This is a genomic window from Rhodococcus sp. G-MC3 (assembly GCF_030063335.1).
Taxonomy (GTDB): Bacteria; Actinomycetota; Actinomycetes; order Mycobacteriales; family Mycobacteriaceae; genus Rhodococcoides.
Genome location: NZ_JASISW010000001.1, coordinates 128,990 through 146,053, shown reverse-complemented (window position 1 = coordinate 146,053; position 17,064 = coordinate 128,990). Strand labels below are relative to the sequence as shown.

The 17,064-nt window shown below is 62.1% G+C and carries 16 protein-coding genes; 6 read left to right on the top strand and 10 right to left on the bottom strand.

The annotated features are described in order from the left end of the window. Window positions 1-756 carry a metal ABC transporter ATP-binding protein gene (locus tag QMK17_RS00690; RefSeq protein ID WP_283506420.1) on the bottom strand — a complete coding sequence of 252 codons (756 nt, stop codon included), beginning with the start codon at window positions 754-756 and terminating at the stop codon, window positions 1-3. Continuing rightward, on the bottom strand, window positions 753-1,685 hold the full coding sequence (locus QMK17_RS00685; RefSeq protein ID WP_442972662.1) for a metal ABC transporter substrate-binding protein: 933 nt from the start codon (window positions 1,683-1,685) through the stop codon (window positions 753-755). Before QMK17_RS00685 ends, QMK17_RS00690 begins: the two co-directional genes overlap by 4 nt. A gap of 103 nt (window positions 1,686-1,788) precedes the next feature. Between QMK17_RS00685 and QMK17_RS00680 the strand changes: the two genes are divergently transcribed. The 4 genes from QMK17_RS00680 to QMK17_RS00665 all read left to right on the top strand — a co-directional run bounded on the left by QMK17_RS00680 (window position 1,789) and on the right by QMK17_RS00665 (window position 7,132). Continuing rightward, on the top strand, window positions 1,789-2,757 hold the full coding sequence (locus tag QMK17_RS00680; protein ID WP_283506419.1) for a bifunctional riboflavin kinase/FAD synthetase: 969 nt from the start codon (window positions 1,789-1,791) through the stop codon (window positions 2,755-2,757). A 108-nt stretch (window positions 2,758-2,865) separates the two neighbouring features. Continuing rightward, complete coding sequence (gene rpsO / locus QMK17_RS00675; RefSeq protein WP_283506418.1) at window positions 2,866-3,135, top strand: 30S ribosomal protein S15; 270 nt, start codon at window positions 2,866-2,868, stop codon at window positions 3,133-3,135. Window positions 3,136-3,510: 375 nt separating this feature from the next. After that, entirely contained in the window at window positions 3,511-5,778 is a 2,268-nt protein-coding gene (locus QMK17_RS00670; RefSeq protein ID WP_283506417.1) for a polyribonucleotide nucleotidyltransferase, read from the top strand. Between the two features lie 73 nt (window positions 5,779-5,851). Next, on the top strand, window positions 5,852-7,132 hold the full coding sequence (locus QMK17_RS00665; RefSeq protein WP_283506416.1) for a M16 family metallopeptidase: 1,281 nt from the start codon (window positions 5,852-5,854) through the stop codon (window positions 7,130-7,132). Here the strand turns inward: QMK17_RS00665 and QMK17_RS00660 are convergent. Beyond that, the gene (locus QMK17_RS00660; protein WP_283506415.1) at window positions 7,121-7,705 is read right to left on the bottom strand and encodes a TetR/AcrR family transcriptional regulator; all 585 of its coding nucleotides are present in this window, start codon (window positions 7,703-7,705) and stop codon (window positions 7,121-7,123) included. The two genes, QMK17_RS00665 and QMK17_RS00660, sit on opposite strands and share 12 nt — an antisense overlap. Window positions 7,706-7,757: 52 nt before the next feature. On the opposite strand from QMK17_RS00660, the gene QMK17_RS00655 reads away from it, so the two are divergent. Together QMK17_RS00655 and QMK17_RS00650 are read left to right on the top strand one after the other, a co-directional pair. After that, complete coding sequence (locus tag QMK17_RS00655) at window positions 7,758-8,447, top strand: lysophospholipid acyltransferase family protein (protein WP_283506661.1); 690 nt, start codon at window positions 7,758-7,760, stop codon at window positions 8,445-8,447. Between the two features lie 97 nt (window positions 8,448-8,544). After that, window positions 8,545-9,024 (top strand): hypothetical protein, encoded by a 480-nt coding sequence (locus QMK17_RS00650; protein WP_283506414.1) that lies wholly within the window; start codon window positions 8,545-8,547, stop codon window positions 9,022-9,024. A gap of 4 nt (window positions 9,025-9,028) precedes the next feature. On the opposite strand, the gene QMK17_RS00645 is transcribed toward QMK17_RS00650, so the two are convergent. From QMK17_RS00645 to nuoL, 7 genes are all read right to left on the bottom strand, one after another. Beyond that, on the bottom strand, window positions 9,029-9,769 hold the full coding sequence (locus QMK17_RS00645; protein ID WP_283506413.1) for a polyprenol monophosphomannose synthase: 741 nt from the start codon (window positions 9,767-9,769) through the stop codon (window positions 9,029-9,031). A 117-nt stretch (window positions 9,770-9,886) separates the two neighbouring features. Beyond that, window positions 9,887-10,666: a 2-phosphosulfolactate phosphatase gene (locus QMK17_RS00640; protein WP_283506412.1), complete on the bottom strand. Its 780-nt coding sequence runs from the start codon at window positions 10,664-10,666 to the stop codon at window positions 9,887-9,889. After that, window positions 10,663-10,845 (bottom strand): hypothetical protein, encoded by a 183-nt coding sequence (locus QMK17_RS00635; protein ID WP_283506411.1) that lies wholly within the window; start codon window positions 10,843-10,845, stop codon window positions 10,663-10,665. Before QMK17_RS00635 ends, QMK17_RS00640 begins: the two co-directional genes overlap by 4 nt. 101 nt (window positions 10,846-10,946) lie before the next feature. Further along, window positions 10,947-11,954, bottom strand: a complete 1,008-nt coding sequence (locus tag QMK17_RS00630; RefSeq protein WP_283506410.1) for an endonuclease/exonuclease/phosphatase family protein — start codon at window positions 11,952-11,954, stop codon at window positions 10,947-10,949. 128 nt (window positions 11,955-12,082) lie between these two features. Further along, window positions 12,083-13,657 (bottom strand): NADH-quinone oxidoreductase subunit NuoN, encoded by a 1,575-nt coding sequence (gene nuoN, locus QMK17_RS00625; RefSeq protein ID WP_283506409.1) that lies wholly within the window; start codon window positions 13,655-13,657, stop codon window positions 12,083-12,085. Next, window positions 13,657-15,189 carry an NADH-quinone oxidoreductase subunit M gene (locus QMK17_RS00620; RefSeq protein WP_283506408.1) on the bottom strand — a complete coding sequence of 511 codons (1,533 nt, stop codon included), beginning with the start codon at window positions 15,187-15,189 and terminating at the stop codon, window positions 13,657-13,659. The genes nuoN and QMK17_RS00620 overlap by 1 nt, the downstream gene beginning before the upstream one ends. Beyond that, entirely contained in the window at window positions 15,183-17,063 is a 1,881-nt protein-coding gene (nuoL, locus tag QMK17_RS00615; protein ID WP_283506407.1) for an NADH-quinone oxidoreductase subunit L, read from the bottom strand. The genes QMK17_RS00620 and nuoL overlap by 7 nt, the downstream gene beginning before the upstream one ends. Between the last annotated feature and the right edge of the window lies 1 nt (window position 17,064).

Below are 17,064 nucleotides of genomic sequence, written 5' to 3'. Positions count from 1 at the left end.
TCAGCCCACCTCGGGGTTGTGCGCGTGCTGGGGATCGAGTCCGAAGGCGAGCGCGAGGTTCTCCGGCCGCAGGACTTCGTGCGGACTCCCGTGCATCAGAACTCGTTGCTGCAGTAGGACTGCTTCGTCGCAGAGATCGGGGAGCGCATGAAGATCGTGGGTCGAGACGAGAACAGAAGCTCCGTGTGCGGTCAGTTCGCGTAGCAGCCGGGTGATTGTCGCTTCGGTGCGTTTGTCGACGCCGGCGAACGGCTCGTCGAGGAGCAACAGAGAGGCTTCCTGCGCGATCGCCCGCGCAACGAATGCTCGCTTGCGCTGACCTCCCGAGAGCTGTCCGATCTGTCGTTCGGCCAAGTCGGCGAGCTCGGTTCTGGCAAGAGCTTCGGTGACGGCGTTGTGGTCACGCGCACGCGGTGTGCGCATCCAGTTCTGCTTGCCGTAGCGGCCCATCATCACCACTTCGCGGACGCTGATGGGGAACGTCCAGTCCACTGTCTCGCTCTGTGGGACGTAACTGACTGTGCCGTCCTTTCGAGCCTTTGCCGGAGGTCCGCCGAACACCTTGATCGACCCGGTATCGGGCCGAACGACACCCATGACGGCTTTGAAGAGCGTCGACTTGCCTGATCCGTTCATTCCGACGAGGCCGCAGACTCGCCCTGCGTTCAAGGTGAGGCTCGCGTCCACGAGGGCTGTGACATCGCGATAACGAACGCCGACGCCGTCGATCTCGAGTGCCGGCTGCTGTGCATTCATCGTCGATTCCCCAGTAGTCCGTCGGTGATGGTTCTGGCGTCGTAGGTGAGCAGGTCGAGATAGGTCGGTACCGGCCCGTTTTCCTCGCTGAGCGAGTCGACGAAAAGCTTGCCGCCGAAGTTGGCTCCGGTATCGTCTGCGACCTGGAGTTGAGCCTTGTCGGAGACGGTCGACTCGCAGAATACGGCGGGTACGTCATTGTTGCGGACGAAGTCGATGGTGCTCACCACCTGTTTCGGAGTGCCTTCCTGCTCAGCGTTGACCGGCCAGAGATAAGCCTCCTGCAGGGCGAAGTCGCGCGCGAGGTAGCTGAAGGCGCCTTCACACGACACGAGTGCGCGCTGATTCTCGGGGAGTACGTCGAGAGCGATGTGCAGTTGCTCGCCTACTGCGCGCAGCTTCGACTTGTACGTTTCGGAGTTCGACCTGTAGGCCGATTCGTTGGCTGGGTCCAGTTCCGCGAATGCGCGCGCGATGTTGTCGACATAGGTCTCGGCGACCAGCGGCGACATCCATGCGTGCGGGTTCGCTTTGCCTGCGTAGGCGTCGCCTCGAATGTAGACGGGTTCGACGCCATCACTGACGACTACGTGCGGCGCCGGTACGCGTTCGACGAATTTCTCGAACCACGACTCGAGGCCGAGGCCGTTGTCGAGGATCAGTTCGGCTTGCTCGGCCGTGCGCAGATCGCCCGGCGTCGGCTCATATCCATGAATCTCGGCTCCCGCTTTGGTGATCGATTCCACTCGGAGGTGGTTTCCGCCGACGTTGCGTGCCATGTCCGCGAGCACTGTGAACGTGGTGAGAACGAGCGGTCGATCGTCGCCGCCGAGGTCTGTATCCTCGTCACCCACCTCGCGGGCACACCCGCTGATCGCTGCGGCGCACACGATGCCCACTGCGATTAGGCGAAGAAATAAGTTCGGCACACCGAAATCTTGGCAGAGTGTTCGCTGGTTTGTCCACAGCTGTTCGCCGCGACACACCGATCCGAAAGTGACCGAGCGAAGTGTGGGCCGTAGGCTTTCTCTCGTGCAGAGATGGCGAGGTCTCGACGATGTACCTGCCGACTGGGGTCGTTGTGTTCTCACGATCGGCGTATTCGATGGTGTGCACCGCGGTCACGCCCAGTTGATCAGCCGGGCGGTTACATCCGCCGCGGAACGCGGAGTCCCGAGCGTCCTCATGACGTTCGACCCGCACCCCATGGAGGTAGTTCGGCCAGGATCGCATCCCGCCCAGCTCACGACCCTGACCCGGCGCGCCGAATTGGCCGAGGAACTCGGTATCGACGTGTTCTGCGTCATGCCTTTCACTCCCGAACTGATGAAGCTCACGCCGGAGCGATATGTCCACGAGATTTTGGTGGAACGCCTGCATGTGGCAGAGGTCGTGGTGGGGGATAACTTCACGTACGGCAAGAAGGCTCTCGGCAATGTCGATTTACTGCGCAGAATCGGAGATCGATCCGGGTTCGCCGTGGACGGTGTCAATCTGCTTGCCGAACACGCCGTTACATTCTCGTCGACCTACATCCGGTCGTGCGTCGACGCGGGGGACGTCGCAGCGGCGGCGGCAGCACTCGGACGGCCGCATCGCGTCGAGGGCGTCGTCGTGCACGGCGACGGTCGCGGGAGGCAACTCGGTTATCCCACGGCCAACGTTGCCCCGCCCATGTACTCGGCGATCCCCGCCGACGGTGTCTACGCCGCGTGGTTCACGGTCCTCGGTCCCGGCCCGATCATGGGCACAGTCACGCCCGGCGAGCGACATCGCGCGGCGGTGTCCGTCGGAACCAATCCGACGTTCTCGGGTCGAACCAGAACTGTCGAGGCATTCGTTCTCGACAGTGACGGCGATCTCTACGGTCAACATGTGGCGGTGGATTTCGTCGAGCGGCTCCGGGGCATGGAGAAGTTCGACTCCATCGACGGGTTGATCGAGGAGATGGGACGCGACTCCGAGCGCGCACGCGCAGTGTTGTCCCAGCAGTCCTCCTGATAGGATCCATTCTCGGTGCATGCTGCGGTCCGTGGTGGCTGCACCCGGTTCGGGCTTCGCGGCTCGAACTTCCTTTCACGCGGACGTCAGTGATCAGGAGTAGTACCAGTGGCATTGACCACCGAAGAAAAGAAGACCGTACTCGGCGAGTACGGCTTGCACCCGACCGACACGGGTTCGCCCGAGGCGCAGGTCGCGATGCTCACCAAGCGTATCGTCGATCTCACCGAGCACCTGAAGATGCACAAGCACGACCACCACTCCCGCCGTGGCCTTCTGCTGCTGGTCGGACGTCGTCGTCGCCTGCTGAAGTACATTGCGAAGGTTGATGTCACCCGTTACCGTTCGCTCATCGAGCGTCTGGGACTGCGTCGCTAATTACGACGCCGACGTGCCCAATGTCATGGGCGGTCATGGAAATAGTGCAGTAGCCAACGAGGCAGTGCTTAGACTGTCCTCGTTGGCTATCTGTGTTTGAACGCCGGCACAGAGACTTGAAATGCCAGCAGCTGTGTTGGACGAAAGCAACAAATTGCGGGCACATGGGTGTTCGCACACCGCCGTACACATGCCTGATGCGAAGTGGTGTCGGTCTTCGGTAGTGGCCTGACGGATACGAGATGTCCGTAGGGCTTCGATCGATGGCCGCCCCCGCTCGAGCAATCGCAGCCCAGATCCTTGGCCTTCATAGCCAGGGAGGCCAACGGTTCGTCGGCGTGGGTACGGCAAAGACGAGAGGACGAGAAGAAGAGAATGACGGAAACCAATGTTGTAGAAGCCGAAGAGGGCGTCTACGAGGCAACTGCCGTGATCGACAACGGCACCTATGGCAAGCGCAGCATCCGTTTCGAGACCGGTCGCCTTGCTCAACAGGCCGCAGGCGCAGTCGCCGCCTACCTCGACGAAGACACCATGCTGCTGTCGGCAACGACTGCAGGTAAGCACCCCCGCGAAGGATTCGACTTCTTTCCCTTGACGGTGGATGTCGAAGAGCGCATGTACGCCGCAGGACGTATCCCCGGATCGTTCTTCCGCCGTGAAGGACGTCCGTCCACCGACGCCATCCTCACCTGCCGCCTCATCGACCGGCCGTTGCGTCCGACGTTCGTCGACGGATTGCGCAACGAGATCCAGGTCGTCATCACGGTTCTCAGCCTCAATCCGGCCGACCTGTACGACGTCGTTGCAATCAACGCGGCCTCGGCGTCCACTCAGATCGCCGGCCTGCCGTTCGCCGGACCGATCGGCGGCGTTCGCGTTGCTCTGATCGACAAGCAGTGGGTGGCGTTCCCGACCAACGAGCAGCTCGAAAAGGCTGTGTTCAACATGGTCGTCGCCGGCCGCATCGTTTCCGGTTCCGGAGCCGATGCAGACGTCGCCATCATGATGGTCGAAGCAGAAGCCACCGAGAACGTCATCGAGCTCATCGAAGGTGGCGCAACTGCACCCAATGAGGGAGTCGTCGCCGAGGGCATCGAAGCATCGAAGCCGTTCATCGCGGCTCTGTGCACCGCACAGCAGGAACTTGCATCGAAGGCATCGAAGCCGACCGGTGACTTCCCGGTGTTTCCGGCGTACCAGTCGGACGTCTTCGAGGCCGTTGAATCGGCAGCTCAGATCCCGCTGAACGAGGCTCTGACGATCGCAGGCAAGGCCGAGCGCGAGAGCAAGCTCGACGAGGTCAAGGCGCAGGTTCTGGAGCAGGTCGCAGACCGGTTCTCCGGCCGTGAGAAGGAAATCGGCGCAGCGTTCCGTGCGCTCACCAAGAAGTCGGTTCGTCAGCGCATCCTTACCGATCACTTCCGCATCGACGGCCGCGGAGTCACCGACATCCGTTCGCTGTCGGCCGAGGTAGCGATCATCCCGCGCACGCACGGCAGCGCACTGTTCGAGCGTGGCGAGACTCAAATTCTCGGAGTCACGACGCTCGACATGGTGAAGATGGCTCAGCAGGTGGACTCGCTCGGCCCCGAGACATCCAAGCGTTACATGCATCATTACAACTTCCCGCCGTACTCCACCGGTGAGACGGGCCGCGTCGGTTCGCCGAAGCGTCGCGAGATCGGCCACGGCGCGCTTGCCGAGCGCGCACTCCTGCCGGTTCTGCCGAGCCAGGCGGAGTTCCCGTACGCCATCCGACAGGTCTCCGAGGCGCTGAGCTCCAACGGTTCCACGTCCATGGGATCTGTGTGCGCATCGACTCTGTCGCTGCTCAATGCCGGTGTGCCACTGCGTGCCCCGGTCGCGGGTATCGCGATGGGCCTCGTGTCCGACGAGGTCGACGGCGAAACCCGTTACGTCGCACTGACGGACATCCTCGGTGCCGAGGATGCCTTCGGCGACATGGACTTCAAGGTCGCAGGCACGAAGGACTTCGTCACAGCTCTCCAGCTCGACACGAAGCTCGACGGCATTCCGTCCAAGGTGCTCGCCGGCGCTCTGGCGCAGGCCAAGGATGCTCGTACGACGATTCTCGAGGTGATGGCCGAGGCTATCGACACACCCGACGAGATGAGTCCGTACGCGCCTCGCGTCACCGCGATCAAGGTCCCGGTCGACAAAATCGGTGAGGTCATCGGACCCAAGGGCAAGATGATCAACTCCATCACCGAGCAGACCGGCGCCAACATCTCGATCGAAGATGACGGCACCGTCTACGTCGGTGCAGCGGACGGCCCGTCCGCTCAGGCCGCGATCGACATGATCAACGCCATCGCCAACCCACAGTTGCCGAAGGTCGGCGAGCGTTTCCTCGGAACTGTGGTCAAGACAACGGCGTTCGGTGCGTTCGTCTCGCTCCTTCCGGGGCGTGACGGCTTGGTTCACATCTCGAAGCTCGGTGGCGGCAAGCGCATCAACAAGGTCGAGGACGTCGTGAGCATCGGTTCGAAGCTCCGCGTGGAGATCGCCGACATCGACAACCGCGGCAAGATCAGCCTCGTTCCCGTCGAGGAGGACGGTGCCGCTGCTGCTGTAGTCGACGCTCCCTCCGACGCACCTGCCGAGGCCAACGCTGAGTAAGAACACTCCAGGCAGAACGGTACGTCCTCTCGGGACGTACCGTTCTGGCGTTTCGGATCACACCGGGCAGGAAGTGGGCGTTCAGCGCACCACCTTGCCCGGTGGTCTTCGTGTGGTCACGGAGTTCGTTCCCGGTGTCCGTTCTGCCTCCGTCGGAGTGTGGGTCGGGGTCGGGTCACGCGACGAACAGCCGAGCGTGGCCGGAGCGGCGCATTTCCTGGAGCATCTGCTCTTCAAATCGACGCCGACGCGAAGCGCACTCGAAATCGCTCAGGTGATGGACGGGGTCGGCGGCGAACTGAATGCCTTCACTTCCAAGGAGAGCACGTGCTTCTACGCGCACGTTCTCGACGATGACCTGGGATTGGCGATCGATCTCGTCAGTGACGTCGTACTGCGAGGTCGCTGTCGGTCGGTGGATGTCGATGTCGAGCGCCAAGTGGTGCTCGAAGAGATATCCATGCGAGACGACGATCCCGAGGATCTTCTCGGCGACCTGTTTCTCGAAGCAATGTTCGGCGATCACCCGGTGGGGCGTCCGATAATCGGCACCGTCGAGTCCATCGAAGAAATGACGCGAGCTCAACTTCGCTCGTTCCATACTCGCCGCTACACACCTGATCGCATGGTGATCGCCGTGGCGGGCAATGTGGATCATCGACAGACTGTTGCGTTGGTCCGGCGCGCGTTCGCCGGGCACCTGACCAAGGGCGTGAAGCCGGTACCTCGTCGCGAAGGTACTGTGCGTCTGACCAATCGGCCGGAGCTCCGATTCGTTCGACGCGACAGCGAGCAGGCTCACCTGTCGCTCGGCGTGCGCGCGTTCGGCAGGCACGAAGGTCATCGGTGGGCTCTGTCCATTCTCAACACTGCGGTCGGCGGCGGATTGTCCTCCCGGTTGTTCCAGGAGATTCGTGAAGAGCGGGGCCTGGCTTACTCCGTGTACTCCTCGGTGGACACTTTCGCCGACTCAGGAGCATTCTCGGTGTACGCGGGTTGCCAACCCGAGAACCTCGCGGAGGTCACCACGGTGATCCGTGAGGTTCTCGCAAATGTCGCGGCCGACGGAATCACCGCGGACGAGTGTGCCCGCGCCAAGGGTTCGCTCCGCGGCGGACTCGTTCTCGGCCTCGAGGATTCCGGCTCGAGAATGAATCGGATCGGTCGCAGCGAGCTCAACTACGGCAATCATCGCGACGTATCCGACACCCTTGCCAGAATCGATGAGGTCTCGGTGGACGAGGTGCGCGAGGTCGCGCGCGTTCTGCTCGGTCGTCCGTTCGGCGCTGCGGTAGTCGGACCGTACAAGAGCGCTCGTCAGCTTCCGGCTTCGGTGAAGTCACTAGTCGTCTGATCGGCCATCTTCTCGATCGGTCCCCACGATCGAGAAGATCGCCGCGTCGACCAAATCGGTGGGGTCGACATCGGTGATTGCGCCGAGCGCCGCTGTCGAACTCAGCGCCGCGATTCCATGGACTGCGGTCCAGATTTGCACGGCGCGCACATCGGAGTCGTGCCCCGCCAGCGGTCGGATCAGCGCTGTCACGAAAGCAAACAGTGGCAACGATGTACCCCGCAGGTGTGCCCCGGAACTCTCCAGTACGTCGTGGCGGAACATCAGCGCAAACATTTCAGGCCGGTCGACGGCGAACCGAACATACTCGAGCGCGGCGGCGCGCACGCGAGACCGAGGACGGACGTCTCCTCCCACGGTCGCCTCTATGCGGTCTCTCATGTCCACGAATCCACGGCGAGCGACCTCGGCGTGAATGGAGTGCAGGGTGGGGAAGTAGCGACGAGGCGCTCCGTGCGACATTCCAGCAGCTCGCGCGACGTTTCGCACGGTAACCCTGGACAGTCCGTCGGACTCCAGCAGATTCACGGCTGCATCGATCAGCCGTGAAGATGAGCTGTCCTGTGCGGTCATGGAGGTCAGTGTCTACTATGAGCGTAGACACCGTCTACGTCAGGGGCTGCTCGTGTGGTACTGGATTTTCAAGTACATACTCATCGGACCGATCCTCAGGCTGATGGGCCGTCCGCGCATCGAGGGCGCCGAACATCTGCCCGATACCGGCCCGATCATTCTCGCCGGCAATCATCTGACCGTTGTCGACTCTTTCTTTCTCGTCCTCGTGGTTCCGAGGCGAGTCAGATTCGTTGCCAAGAGTGAATACTTCTCAGGCGGAGGCCTCAAGGGTGCTCTGATTCGCTGGTTCTACACCAGTGCCGGGCAGGTTCCGATCGATCGATCGGGCAGCGAGGCGGCAGAGCCCGCGCTCGACGCGGCGCGAAAGATCATCGCAGACAATGCGATCTGGGCAATCTATCCCGAAGGCACTCGCTCGCCGGACGGGCGGCTCTACAAGGGCAAGACCGGAATGGCGAGAGTCGCGCTCGAGACTGGCGCTCCGGTCGTTCCCGTTGTCATGTTCGGTACCGAGAAATTCAATCCGGTCGGCAGTCGGATGTGGCGTCCGGCAAGGATTGTCGTGAGATTCGGTCCCGCGCTGGACTTTTCGCGGTATCGAGAGCTGGCCGCGCATCGAGCAGTGGTCCGCAGTGCGACCGACGAAGTGATGGCCGCACTGCGGACACTGTCGGGCCAGGAATACGTCGATACCTATGCAGCGACACAAAAAGCCGCAGATTCACAGGCCGCAGCCTGATCCGTATTGTGTGGAAACTGTGAGAGTCCGCGGAGAGAACTGTGTGAAAGTCTTTGTGTGGCAACGATAGCTAGTTTCCATTTGCTAGCTTCGGTTGATGAAATTCGGAATATCGATGCTGCTCGCAGCCTCCGCCGTAGGCCTCGTTGTCAGCTGCAGTTTCGCTGGTACCGAGCCGGTGCCCCCGACTCCGCCGGTTGTGACCACGGAAGCTGACCCGGCCTACCCGCCGCTGCCGACGGTGGCGGAGCTCAACGAAGCGTTGAGACGTGGCTTCGATCCTGCAGTCCCAATCGACGAAAAGGCAGCATTCGTGCAAGGGGCAGAGGAGGACCAAGGGCTCATCGATCAAGTTGTCGCGGCTGCGGTGGCAAATTCGGCATCCGTCGAGATCACCAGCGTCGACGACCTCGGTGACGGAAGCCTCAACGCAGGCGCGACGTTGTCGATCGGAGGTCAGCCGAATCCAGGGACGATGATCTTCGTCGCCGAGGACGGTGTGTGGAAACTCAGCCGCGACAACGCATGTGCTTTCGTCGACCTTGCGGGGCTGACCACCCCGGCGTGCCCGGTCTGAACGGTCAGTGCTTCTTGCCGAGGAGAAGCTTCCACGGAACGAGTGCCGACTCGAGCTGGACCGACAGGCTCATCTTCGATTCGCCGTCGTTCCGCTCCTCGAACTTGATCGGCACTTCGGCAATTCTCAGCCCTCGACGCGCGGTGCGATAGTTCATCTCGACCTGGAACGCATAACCGTTGCTCTCGACCGAGCCGACATCGATGGTGCGGAGAGTCTGCGCGTGCCAGGCCTTGAATCCAGCCGTGGCATCCTTCACTTTCAGCCGGAGGATGGCATTGACGTAGAAGTTGGCCCACGCCGACAGTGCTTTGCGGTGCCACGGCCAGTCACTGGCCACAGCGCCGCCCGGGACGTATCGAGAACCCAGCACGACGGCGGCGTCGGTGCTGGTCAGCGTCTTGACCATGGTGGGGATCACGTCGGCGGGGTGCGAGAGGTCGGCATCCATCTGGACAACGATGTCTGCGCCCTCGTCGAGGGCCTTCGTGATACCTGCCACGTAAGCACGGCCGAGGCCGTTCTTCTCGGTGCGATGCAAAACAGTGAGCGGAAGCGGCCCGGTCTCGGCCAACTCGTCCGCGAGCTTTCCAGTGCCATCGGGCGAGTTGTCGTCGACGACAAGAACGTGCACGTTCTCGAGATCGATACCCGCAAGAAGCTCGATGAGCCTGGGGAGGTTCTCGCGTTCGTTGTACGTAGGTACGACGACGGTCGTCTTCGGGGCGACACTCGGATTGCTCACGCTCGTATGATCCGTGATCGGGGTGTCAACAACCAAATAACGGACACGTTCGTTGAGCCCTCACGGAGAGTTTCCGCTGTTCGAGCCCCTGATCGGGCACTCGAAGTGTTGCCTGAGTCACACCCCGGGCACCGCGGCAGCGTCAGTGAACTCTCCGGATTCGAGCACCGGAACCGTTGAACTCGAGTTCACCTCGCCGGCGATATCGACATCCACGCGATAGCCGGTGTCAATCAGCTCTCTACCCGATGCGGACTCGGCGAGTTCGGCAGGCACTCGCGTGCGGACCGCCGTCCACGCATCTCGAGCCATTCGCGCTTCGGGAGACAGTGTGCGCCCACTGCAGAGTCGGTCGAGTTCGGCAATCACAAATCCGGCGCCCCACAGATCCTCGATGCTCGGGCGAAGCCCGTCGTCGGGCCACCTTTCGCCTGCGGCGACAACGGACACGACATCTGTCGGCGGTCGATTCTCTTTAATCCAGGACGCCACCGCTGGTGCATTGCGCAGTGATGCTCCGACGCACACCGATGTACCGGAGGCGAGGTATGCGGAGATGGTCGATCCGTTGGGTGACGGAAGAACCAAACGGGTGGGAGGACGTCCGATCCGGAGAGTCGCAGGAGAGAGGCTGACGTCACCGGCGACTGCTTCGCTCCGTCTCACGGCGAGGTCTGCGTCATGGCGGCGGGCGTAGGTTGCGGCCGAATCGTCGCGAACGGTCCACGGCACAACTGTCGCGCCCACATCGAGCGCGACGGACAGGGTGGTCGTGAACGAAAGGACATCCACAACGACGGCGACGTCGGAGCCCATCGCGATCGCCTCGGCGCCGGAAAGCCCCCAGTCGAATCGGATCGAGTACGGCAACTGGTGATGCGGAGAACTCGACGTCACTCGGGCGAAGACTGGCTTGTCGAGATCGAAGGTGTGTCGTATGGCGACGGTCCTTCGGGCGGGCCGAGAATCTGTCGGACGATCAATGTCACCACGGCAGCCAGCAAGGTAACCACGACGATCACCGCAACTACGGTCAGCAGTCGCTTGGGGCCTCCGAAGAGATCGCTCGAACTCATTGCTCAATCATGGGCCATGGCGCTCTCGACAGGTATGGCGGGCCGTGCGATCAGAACACTGTTCGATCAGATCATCACCGCTGATCCATCGGGGACCGACGCTACGATTTCAGCTCGAGGTCGGCTATGAGACCGTGATGATCGGAGCCGGGAATCGTCACGCGCCGCAGCGCCGTCGCGGTCGCTCCGCGGGTGAGTACATGGTCGATCCCGACCACGGCCGGATACGGCTTGTCGGTCGGATACGTCGCGAGCAATCCACTCCCCGAGGTATCGGCTGCGTCGACGAACCCATCGCTCAGGATGTCCCGGAAGCGGCTGTGTGAGCGAGTGGAGTTGAAGTCGCCGCTGACGACGACGTTCGCTGTTTCCGATGACCTCGACAGGTCGTGTCGTAGCAACTCCATCTCCGAAGCCCACAGTGTCGCTGGAGTCGGGTACGGCGGTACCGGATGCACCGTGTAGAGGCGGACCGGGTCCCGTGCGCCCACGTCGAGATCGACGACAAGGTTCGACAGGACGAATTCCGGCAACTGCTGTTCTGCGGACAGGGGGAACCGGCTGTAGATTCCTGCGCCGCCACCGCCGCCCACGGTGGGTTCGGTGAAGTGATACGGAAGTAGCTGTGCGATTCCCGAGGCGTCGAGTGCCCTCTCGGCGTCGTGCGTGAGCTCCTGAACTGTCAACACGTCCACAGCGTTGGCGTCGGCCAGTCGGACGACTTCGTTCGGGTCGGCGAGTCCGAGCATCAAGTTGGACTGCATCACGCGGAGAGTCCGCGGTGATGATTCTGCCGTAGAGGTGGCTGTGGACGACTCGGCGCGGGTATCCGACACGTACAGCGGTCCGAAAAGTGCGACTCCGACTGCGGCCGCGGTAACCGATGCCGCCAGCAGGATCCACCGACGTCCCAGCGCCGCCGCAACTGCTCCGACCAGCGAAGACGTGAGCAGAATCGGTGCAAAGGACGCCAGGGCCACGACGTACTGATTCTGTGTGTGCGAAAAGTAGGCGAACATTCCGAGTGCGCTCGCGGCGAAACACAGGAAGGCGAGGATGCCTGCTGCGGTGCGCCAGCGGTGTGTCGGTCTATCTGGTGTGTCCGGCATCGAAAAGAGCTTAGCGGCCCTGGATCCGCGCGGGAACTACCGTCAGCTCGGATCGATTCGGTGAAGCATGACTCCGTCTTCACCGGGTCGGGCGACCTCACACTGATCTTCGTCGTCACTCGGTCCGGTCAGCGCAGAAAGACTGCAGCACTCTCTGCCAGGTTCAGCAGCGGCTGGGGGAACAATCCGAAAACAATGGTCGCGACGACGCCGACGCCGATGGCCGACCACGTTGCGAAACCCGGCGCGATGACGGTGGGAATCCCGGCGTCGCCACCAGTGCTTGCTTGGTCCGCGAAGAACATCAGCACGATCACCCGGACATAGAAGATGGCGGCGACTGCGCTGCTCGATACCCCGACGATCACCAGGGGAGTGGCGCCGGATCCGGCAGCCGCCTGGAACACCGCGAACTTTCCGATGAACCCACTCGTCAACGGAATTCCGGCGAACGAGAGAAGCAGCAGTGCGAACATCACTGCGATCGCCGGTGATGTTCGCCCAATTCCGGCCCACCGCGATATATCGGTGACTTCGCCGTTCGCGTCGCGGACGACGGTGACGATCGCGAATGCCGACACCGTGCCGAGGCCGTACACGAAGAGGTAGAACAACGTCGCGGACAGTCCGTTGCCGTCCAGTGCTATGACTCCGGTCAGAATGAAACCGGCATGGGTGATCGACGAGTACGCCAGCATCCGTTTGATGTCGGTCTGAGTGACGGCCAGGATCGCACCGATCAACATCGTCGCGATCGCTACTGCCCAGAGAGCAGGACGCCAGTCGTCACGCAGATCGGGTAGCGCGACATAGAACAATCGCAGCATCGCACCGAACGCCGCGATCTTGGTGGCTGCCGCCATGAAAGCAGTGACCGGTGTCGGCGCACCCTGGTAGACGTCGGGGATCCAGGAATGGAAGGGAACGGCGCCGATTTTGAAGAGCAGGCCTACACCGACGAGTGCGGTTCCGAGCACAGCCAGTGCGTCGTTGCCGTCACCGATCGCGATCGCATCACCGATGGCTCCCAGTTCCAGCGTTCCCGAGTAGCCATACAACATTGCCGTTCCGAACAAGAAGAACGCCGAGGAGAATGCTCCCAGCAGGAAGTACTTCATCGATGCTTCCTGCGACAGCAGTCGGCGTCGCCGAGCCAGACCGCACAGCACATACAGTGGAAGCGAGAAAACCTCGAGTGCAACGAACATCGTCAGAAGATCGTTCGACGCCGGGAAGAGCAGGAGCCCGCCGAGCGCGAACATGGTCAGTGGAAACACTTCGGTCTGCGCGGATCCGGCCTGGGTGGCCTGCTGTTCGGCCAGAGAACCTGGAACGGTGGATGCTTGTGGGGCAAAAGAATCGGCTTTTTCGCGGTCGAGAGAGCGTTCACCGACCATCAACAGGGAGGGAATCGCGACGAGTGCCAGAGTCCCCTGCAGGAAAAGTGTGGGCTTGTCGATTGCGACCGCGCCCATGACGGCTCTGGTACCGACGGTGCCCGTGGTGGACACAGCGAGTGCTATCACCGATCCGAGCGCCGCGACGGACCCACCGAGCGCCAATGTCAGCTGAGCCCGAAAACGCATCGCGGGTGGTGCGAACGCTTCTACCAGAACTCCCGCCACAGCGACGGCGAACACGACCAACATCGGTGACAGCTGCGAATATTCGATGCCCGGTGGGGTAAGGATCCCGTCGTTCATCACTGACCTCCGGTTCCGGTCGATTCCACGGCCGTGATCGTCGTCTCCACCGCAGGCGAGACGATGTCCAGCAGAGGTTTGGGATAGACACCCAGAAGGATCAACAGCGCGATCAACGGCACCATCACCACGAGCTCGCGGGGGACCAAATCTTTCATCCCCTCGTTCTCGGTGCGGCTCGGGCCCGTCATCACCCGCTGGTAGAGCCACAGGATGTAGACGGCCGAGAGCACCAACGCGATCGAGGCAACGACGGCGGCAACGTGATACTTCGCGAATGTTCCTATGAGGACCAAGAATTCACTGATGAAAGGTGCGAGACCCGGTAGCGACAGTGTTGCGAGGCCGGCGATCAAGAAGGTGCCTGCCAGAACCGGCGCAACCTTCTGCACCCCGCCGTAGTGCGAAATGACACGGGTGCCGCGGCGGGAGACCAGGAATCCGGCCACAAGGAACAGAGCGGCGGTCGAGATTCCGTGATTGACCATGTAGAGAGTCGAACCTGCCTGACCCTGGCTTGTCATCGCGAAGATCCCCAGGATGATGAAACCGAAATGCGAGATCGAGGTGTATGCGATCAACCTCATGACGTCGGTCTGCGCGATCGCCAGCACTGCACCGTAGAGAATGCCGATGACCGCGAGAGTGATGATCACCGGTGCGAAATACTTCGACGCCTCGGGGAACAGCTGCAGACAATATCGAAGCATTCCAAACGTACCGACCTTGTCCACGACGGCCATCATCAGCACTGCCGTTGCGGGCGTCGATTCGACTGCGGCGTCAGGTAGCCAGGAATGGAACGGCCACAACGGCGCCTTGACCGCGAAGGCGAACATGAAACCCAGAAACAGCGCGTTGAGTATTCCTGGGCTCACCCCGAGGTCGCCTGCAGTGGCGGCGGCGGCTATCTCACGGAAACCGAAGGTACCGGAGTCGAATACGTTCGACTGGGCGGTGGCGACGTACAGTCCGATCACCGCGGCGAGCATCACCAGACCGCCGACGAGGTTGTACAGCAGAAACTTCACCGCCGCCGCTGCTCGTGCCGGTCCGCCGAATCCACCGATGAGGAAGTACATCGGGATCAGCATTGCCTCGAAGAAGACATAGAACAGAAGAATGTCCAACGCGCAGAAGGACATCAGCACCATCGACTCGACCAGCAGCATCGAGGCAACGTAGACATGCGCGGACTCGCCGAGCCGAGGATCGTTCCACCCCGCAATGAGCAGTAGCGGAAGAAGCACCGCGGTGAGCAGGACGAGGACGAGTGCGATGCCGTCGACCCCCAGTTCGTATCTGGCGCCGAACGACTCTATCCACCAGTGGGATTCGACGAACTGAAAGGAATCGCCGCCGGGCTCGAACTGCACGACGAGTGCCACCGCCACGGCGAGTGTGAGTAGCGACGCTGCGAGCGCCGCCGCCTTGGCGGCAGTCGGACGAGCCCGTGGCATCACGACTGCCACCACGGCGCCCACCAGGGGGACAAGCCACAACGTCGTCAACCAGGGAAACGAGTTCACCACACCATCACCGCCACCATCATTGCAACGAGAACCGCGGTGCCGGCGAGCATGGTCAGCGCGTACGACCGGACGTAGCCGGTCTGGACGTTCCTGATTCGAGTCGACAGGATGGCCACACTGCCCGCGACCGCCCGGGTCGCCCCGGCGATGGCGACGTCGTCGAATCGCTCCGCCGCCTGGGTGAGCTGTGCACCCGGCCTCATCAGAAGAGCTTCGTTCACAGCGTCGCCGTAGAGATCGCGCCGGGCAGCAGCAGTGAGAGCGGATACCGGCACCGGCGCGGCTGCCGGGATGGGCTTGGTGGCATATCGGCGACAGGCGACCGCAACTCCGACCGCCACCACGGTGAGTGCAAGGGGTGTGACGACCCAGGCCGGAATCGCGTGCGCGTCCTCAGCCTCGCCGACCACGGGTTCGAGCCAGTGGGTCAACGATCCACCGACGGTGAACAGCGCTCCAGCCGCCACCGATCCAACAGCGAGAACGATCATGGGTGCAGTCATGATCGACGGGGATTCGTGGGGGTGCACATCTGGCTCCCACCGGGCCTTGCCGAAGAACGTCATCAGCATCACTCGGGTCATGTAGAACGCGGTAAGGCCTGCACCGATCAACGTCACCGCCCCGAGGATCGCTCCCTGAACGCCCCCCGCGGCGAATGCCACCTCGATAATCTTGTCTTTCGCGAAAAATCCGGAGAACGGCGGAACTCCGATGATCGCAAGGTAACCGAGTCCGAACGTGACGAAGGTGATCGGCATAACGGTGCGCAGCGCTCCGTACTTTCGCATGTCGACCTCGTCGTTCATTCCGTGCATCACCGAGCCTGCACCGAGGAACAACCCTGCCTTGAAGAATCCGTGTGCGAGAAGCAGCATGATCGCGAACGTGTACCCGGCGGGACCCAGGCCTGCGGCGAGAAACATATAGCCGATCTGGCTCATCGTCGACGCTGCCAGGGCCTTCTTGATGTCGTCTTTGGCGCAACCAATGATCGCACCGAACAGGAGAGTGACGGCGCCGACGACGACCACCGCAGTCTGGGCTGCCGGAGCGGATTCGAAGATCGGACCGGATCGGACGATCAAGTAGACACCGGCGGTGACCATGGTCGCGGCATGGATCAACGCCGACACAGGGGTCGGGCCCTCCATGGCGTCACCGAGCCAGGACTGAAGCGGCACCTGCGCCGATTTTCCACAGGCCGCAAGCAGTAATACGAATCCGAGTGCGGTCAGCGTGCCGTTGGTCGCAGTCTCGGTGCCTGCGAACACGTCGGCAAAAGAGACGCTGCGAAAAGAGGAGAACATGATCATGAGCGCGACCATGAGCCCGATGTCACCGACACGATTGACGACGAACGCCTTCTTCGCCGCGGTCGCGGCCGACGGTTTGTGCTGCCAGAACCCGATGAGCAGGTACGAGGCGAGCCCGACACCTTCCCAGCCGACGTAGAGTCCGAGGAAATTGTCGGCTGTGACCAGTAGCAGCATCGCAGCGAGGAACAGGTTGAGGTACCCGAAGAACTTCCGGCGATCAGGATCCTCGGCCATGTACCCGACCGCGTAGAGATGAATCAACGTTCCGACGCCGGTGATCAGTAGGACGAAGCACATCGACAGCTGGTCCAGTCGAAATCCGAAGTCCACCTGAAGTTCTGCGACCGGAACCCAGCGAAACAGTGTGTCCGACACTGCTCGCTCGTCGACGGATCGCCCGAGCATCCCGACGAACAGAGCTACCGCGAAAGCGAACGACAACGCAGCCGTGGCAGTGCCGAGGAGATGGCCCCATCGATCACTTCTCCTGCCGAGTAGGAGAAGTACGACAGCGCCGAGGAGCGGCAGTGCGGGAAGAATCCAGATGGCGTCCATG